Below are 3998 nucleotides of genomic sequence, written 5' to 3'. Positions count from 1 at the left end.
GAGATAATAAAATAGCAAATACAAAGCTGGACATTAAATAGCTTAACTTATACCTAAAATACAAAATTAATCAATAAAGCAGTACATTAAAAATTAACCTCGTTTTTATCAATACTTGCTCGAATTCAGATTCTGTTTATATCGCCCTTTCAACTTACAATCGAGTACAGCTTTGGGTGAAGTAATCAGCTAATAGGTGTACAGTTTCTCAATTTTTAATTGGAACGAACATACAACATATAACTCATTGTTTTTGCTGAATTTAATTTATGTACAGCTTTCTGAGGAATATTCCAAGTGAACCATGTACAAACATAACAACAATATCGTGGTTTAGATCCCGTCTTTTTTTCAGGTATAAAAAAGCCGAGCATTACGCTCGGCTTTAAGAATAACTTAGAGAAGATCTCTAATGTTATGAATGGCTTACATCATACCGCCCATGCCACCCATACCGCCCATACCACCCATATCTGGCATCGCAGGTGTATCAGAAGGCTTATCAGTTACCATCGCTTCTGTCGTGATCATAAGACCAGCTACAGATGCTGCGAACTGAAGTGCTGAACGAGTTACTTTTGTTGGGTCTAGGATACCCATCTCGATCATATCGCCGTACTCGCCAGTTGCCGCGTTGTAACCGTAGTTCGCATCGCCAGCTTTAACGTTGTTAGCAACAACAGATTCTTCATCACCCGCATTCTTAGTGATTTGACGAATAGGCGCTTCCATCGCACGAAGTGCTACACGAATACCTACGTTTTGCTCTTCGTTATCACCAGTAAGGCCAGCCACTTTAGATGCCGCACGGATAAGTGCAACACCACCACCTGCTACAACACCTTCTTCAACTGCTGCACGAGTTGCGTGTAGTGCATCTTCTACGCGGTCTTTCTTCTCTTTCATTTCAACTTCAGTTGCAGCACCAACTTTGATAACAGCTACGCCGCCAGCAAGTTTAGCTACACGCTCTTGAAGTTTTTCTTTGTCGTAGTCAGAAGTCGCATCTTCGATTTGTTGACGAATTTGCGCTACGCGACCTTGAATCATCGCTTCTTCACCAGAACCGTCGATGATTGTTGTTGTTTCTTTAGTGATAGTTACACGCTTAGCTTGACCAAGATCTTCTAGCTGAACTTTCTCTAGCTCTAGACCGATTTCTTCTGAAATCACAGTACCAGCAGTTAGAACTGCGATATCTTGTAGCATTGCTTTACGACGATCACCGAAACCAGGTGCTTTAACAGCAGCCACTTTCACGATGCCGCGCATGTTGTTCACAACCAGTGTTGCTAGCGCTTCACCTTCAACATCTTCTGCAATGATCAGTAGAGGACGAGATGCTTTAGCAACGCCTTCTAGTGCAGGAAGTAGTTCACGGATATTAGATACTTTCTTATCAACCAATAGGATAAATGGACTTTCTAGATCCACAGAGCCTGCTTCTTGGTTGTTGATGAAGTATGGAGATAGGTAACCACGGTCGAACTGCATACCTTCAACAACGTCTAGTTCGTCTTGAAGTGCTTGACCTTCTTCAACAGTGATAACACCGTCGCGGCCTACTTTTTCCATCGCTTCAGCGATTAGATTACCGACAGTCGCATCAGAGTTCGCAGAAATCGTACCTACTTGTGCGATTGCTTTGGTGTCTGCACATGGTACAGATAGCGCTTTTAGCTCTTCAACAGCAGCAGCAACAGCTTTGTCGATACCACGTTTCAGATCCATAGGGTTCATGCCCGCAGCTACCGCTTTCAGACCTTCTTTAATGATCGCTTGTGCAAGTACTGTTGCAGTTGTTGTACCGTCACCAGCAGCATCGTTTGCTTGTGATGCCACTTCTTTTACCATTTGTGCGCCCATGTTCTGGAACTTGTCTTCCAGCTCAATTTCACGCGCTACAGATACACCGTCTTTAGTGATAGTTGGTGCACCAAATGATTTATCTAGTACAACGTTACGGCCTTTAGGACCTAATGTTACTTTTACTGCGTCAGCTAGAATGTTGACACCTTCTAGCATTTTAATTCGTGCGTCGTTACCAAATTTAACGTCTTTAGCAGCCATCTTGTGTTTCCTTTCTTAATTTTTAATTCGAGGTGATCGGATTATTCAACGATTGCCATGATGTCGTTTTCAGACATGATTAGAACTTCTTTGCCGTCGATCTTTTCAGTCTTAGTGCCGTAGCCTTCAGCGAAGATAACAGTGTCGCCAACTTTAACGTCAAGTGGCTGAACAGAACCATTTTCTAAAATACGACCTTTGCCTACTGCAAGTACTTTGCCGCGAGTCGATTTTTCAGCAGCTGAGCCAGTTAGTACAATACCGCCCGCAGACTTTGATTCAACTTCTTGGCGCTCAACGATAACGCGGTCGTGTAAAGGACGAATATTCATCGGTCGTCTCTCCTGATAATTGGTAATTTCCATACGTGAAGTACAGCCAAACATCTGTTTGGTGACTTTTCTATTACCTAAACATGTTGGGTCAAAGAAGTCAGAACCCAAGGCTTTACGTGATTTTTTTTCATTATTTATTTGAGAACTTTTGCCCGATCACATTCTTTGCATTAGGGTATGCAAGCATCCTTACAATGAGACCGCCATGGAAAACAACACCAAGCCCGATAAACACGGCTTATTATCCGATCCGATCCCAGATGCTTTGCGCCGTTTAGCCGTGCCAATGCTGTTCGGTATGATCGCTATTTTGATGTTTAATCTGGTTGATACCTTTTTTATTTCCTTACTCGGTACCAATGCGTTAGCCGCGGTAAGTTTTACTTTTCCTGTCACGTTTGGTCTTAACTGCATCACCATGGGCATGAGTGTGGGGATCTCCACCAGCATTGGTCGTTTATTAGGTAGTGGTGATACCCAAAGTGCAGCAAGGCTCACCACCCATGGATTATTGCTCGCTGTCATTCTAATGATGCTTGGCTCAAGTTTGGGCTTTTTTACCATCGACCCATTATTTACCTTAATGGGCGCAAGCCCTAATTTATTGCCGATCATTCATGAGTACATGACAGTATGGTACATCGCCATTCCACTGCTGGTGATCCCAATGACAGGTAACAGCGCGATACGCGCTACAGGAGATGCGAAAAGCCCAGCTAAGATCATGATCATGGCAGGCCTTATTAATGGCATTCTCGATCCTTTATTGATCTTCGGTTATGGCCCATTTCCAGAGCTAGGCGTAAAAGGGGCGGCAATTTCCAGTGGTATTAGCTGGGCTATCGCATTAACAGCGTCACTATATTTGCTTCATCGCCGTGAAAAACTGCTTACAGTGCCTGTTTTTCGTAAATTAAAAGCCGATTGGCAGCAGATATTACAAATTGGCGCACCCGCTGGGCTTTCTAATGCGCTAAACCCGCTATCCAGCGCACTGTTGATGACATTACTGGCCACACAAGGCACCGCCTCTGTGGCGGCATTTGGCGCAGCAATGCGTATTGAATCGATTTTGGTGATCGGCATGATGGCGTTAGGCTCGGCATTAATGCCGTTTATGGCGCAAAACCTTGGTGCCAACCAACCTGAACGGGCTTTTAAAGCTTTGTTCACTGCAATGCGCTTTGCGATTTTGTTCCAATTACTGATCTTTATTGCCATGGTGCCATTGAGCATGCCATTGGCAGCACTATTTTCTCAAGACGCCACCGTACGAGCACAGCTATGGCATTATTTATTGGTTGTGCCAGCCAGCTATGGCTTACAAGCAGTGTGTATGTTGTTGATCAGCGCACTGAATGCCTTACATAAAACCGTTAATGCATTAATTTGGAATCTACTGCGTTTGTTTGGCTTTATGCTGCCTAGTGCATGGCTAGGAAGCCTTTATTACGGTACTGAAGGGCTATTTATCGGCATTGCGATTGCTAACGTCATTGGTGGTATTGGTGCTTATTTATATGCACGTCGATTACGAAAATCAACGATATTAGCGACATTTACCTCTTCATAAAATATGAATAGTGTGAATAT

The 3998-nt window shown here is 43.6% G+C and carries 3 protein-coding genes; 1 reads left to right on the top strand and 2 read right to left on the bottom strand.

Annotated elements, in window-relative coordinates; genetic code table 11:
* Positions 1 to 426: 426 nt before the first annotated feature.
* Both groL and E5A76_RS16685 read right to left on the bottom strand, forming a co-directional pair.
* The gene (groL, locus tag E5A76_RS16690; RefSeq protein WP_161119613.1) at positions 427 to 2070 is read right to left on the bottom strand and encodes a chaperonin GroEL; all 1644 of its coding nucleotides are present in this window, start codon (positions 2068 to 2070) and stop codon (positions 427 to 429) included.
* A gap of 41 nt (positions 2071 to 2111) precedes the next feature.
* Positions 2112 to 2402 (bottom strand): co-chaperone GroES, encoded by a 291-nt coding sequence (locus E5A76_RS16685; RefSeq protein WP_005372610.1) that lies wholly within the window; start codon positions 2400 to 2402, stop codon positions 2112 to 2114.
* 208 nt (positions 2403 to 2610) lie between these two features.
* Between E5A76_RS16685 and E5A76_RS16680 the strand changes: the two genes are divergently transcribed.
* Positions 2611 to 3978 (top strand): MATE family efflux transporter, encoded by a 1368-nt coding sequence (locus E5A76_RS16680; RefSeq protein WP_161119612.1) that lies wholly within the window; start codon positions 2611 to 2613, stop codon positions 3976 to 3978.
* The last annotated feature ends 20 nt before the right edge of the window (positions 3979 to 3998 follow it).

The sequence above is a fragment of the Photobacterium lucens genome, assembly GCF_009873615.1.
Taxonomy (GTDB): Bacteria; Pseudomonadota; Gammaproteobacteria; order Enterobacterales; family Vibrionaceae; genus Photobacterium; species Photobacterium lucens.
The sequence above is the reverse complement of the archived record's forward strand: the minus strand, read 5'-3'. Positions and strand labels throughout refer to the sequence as shown.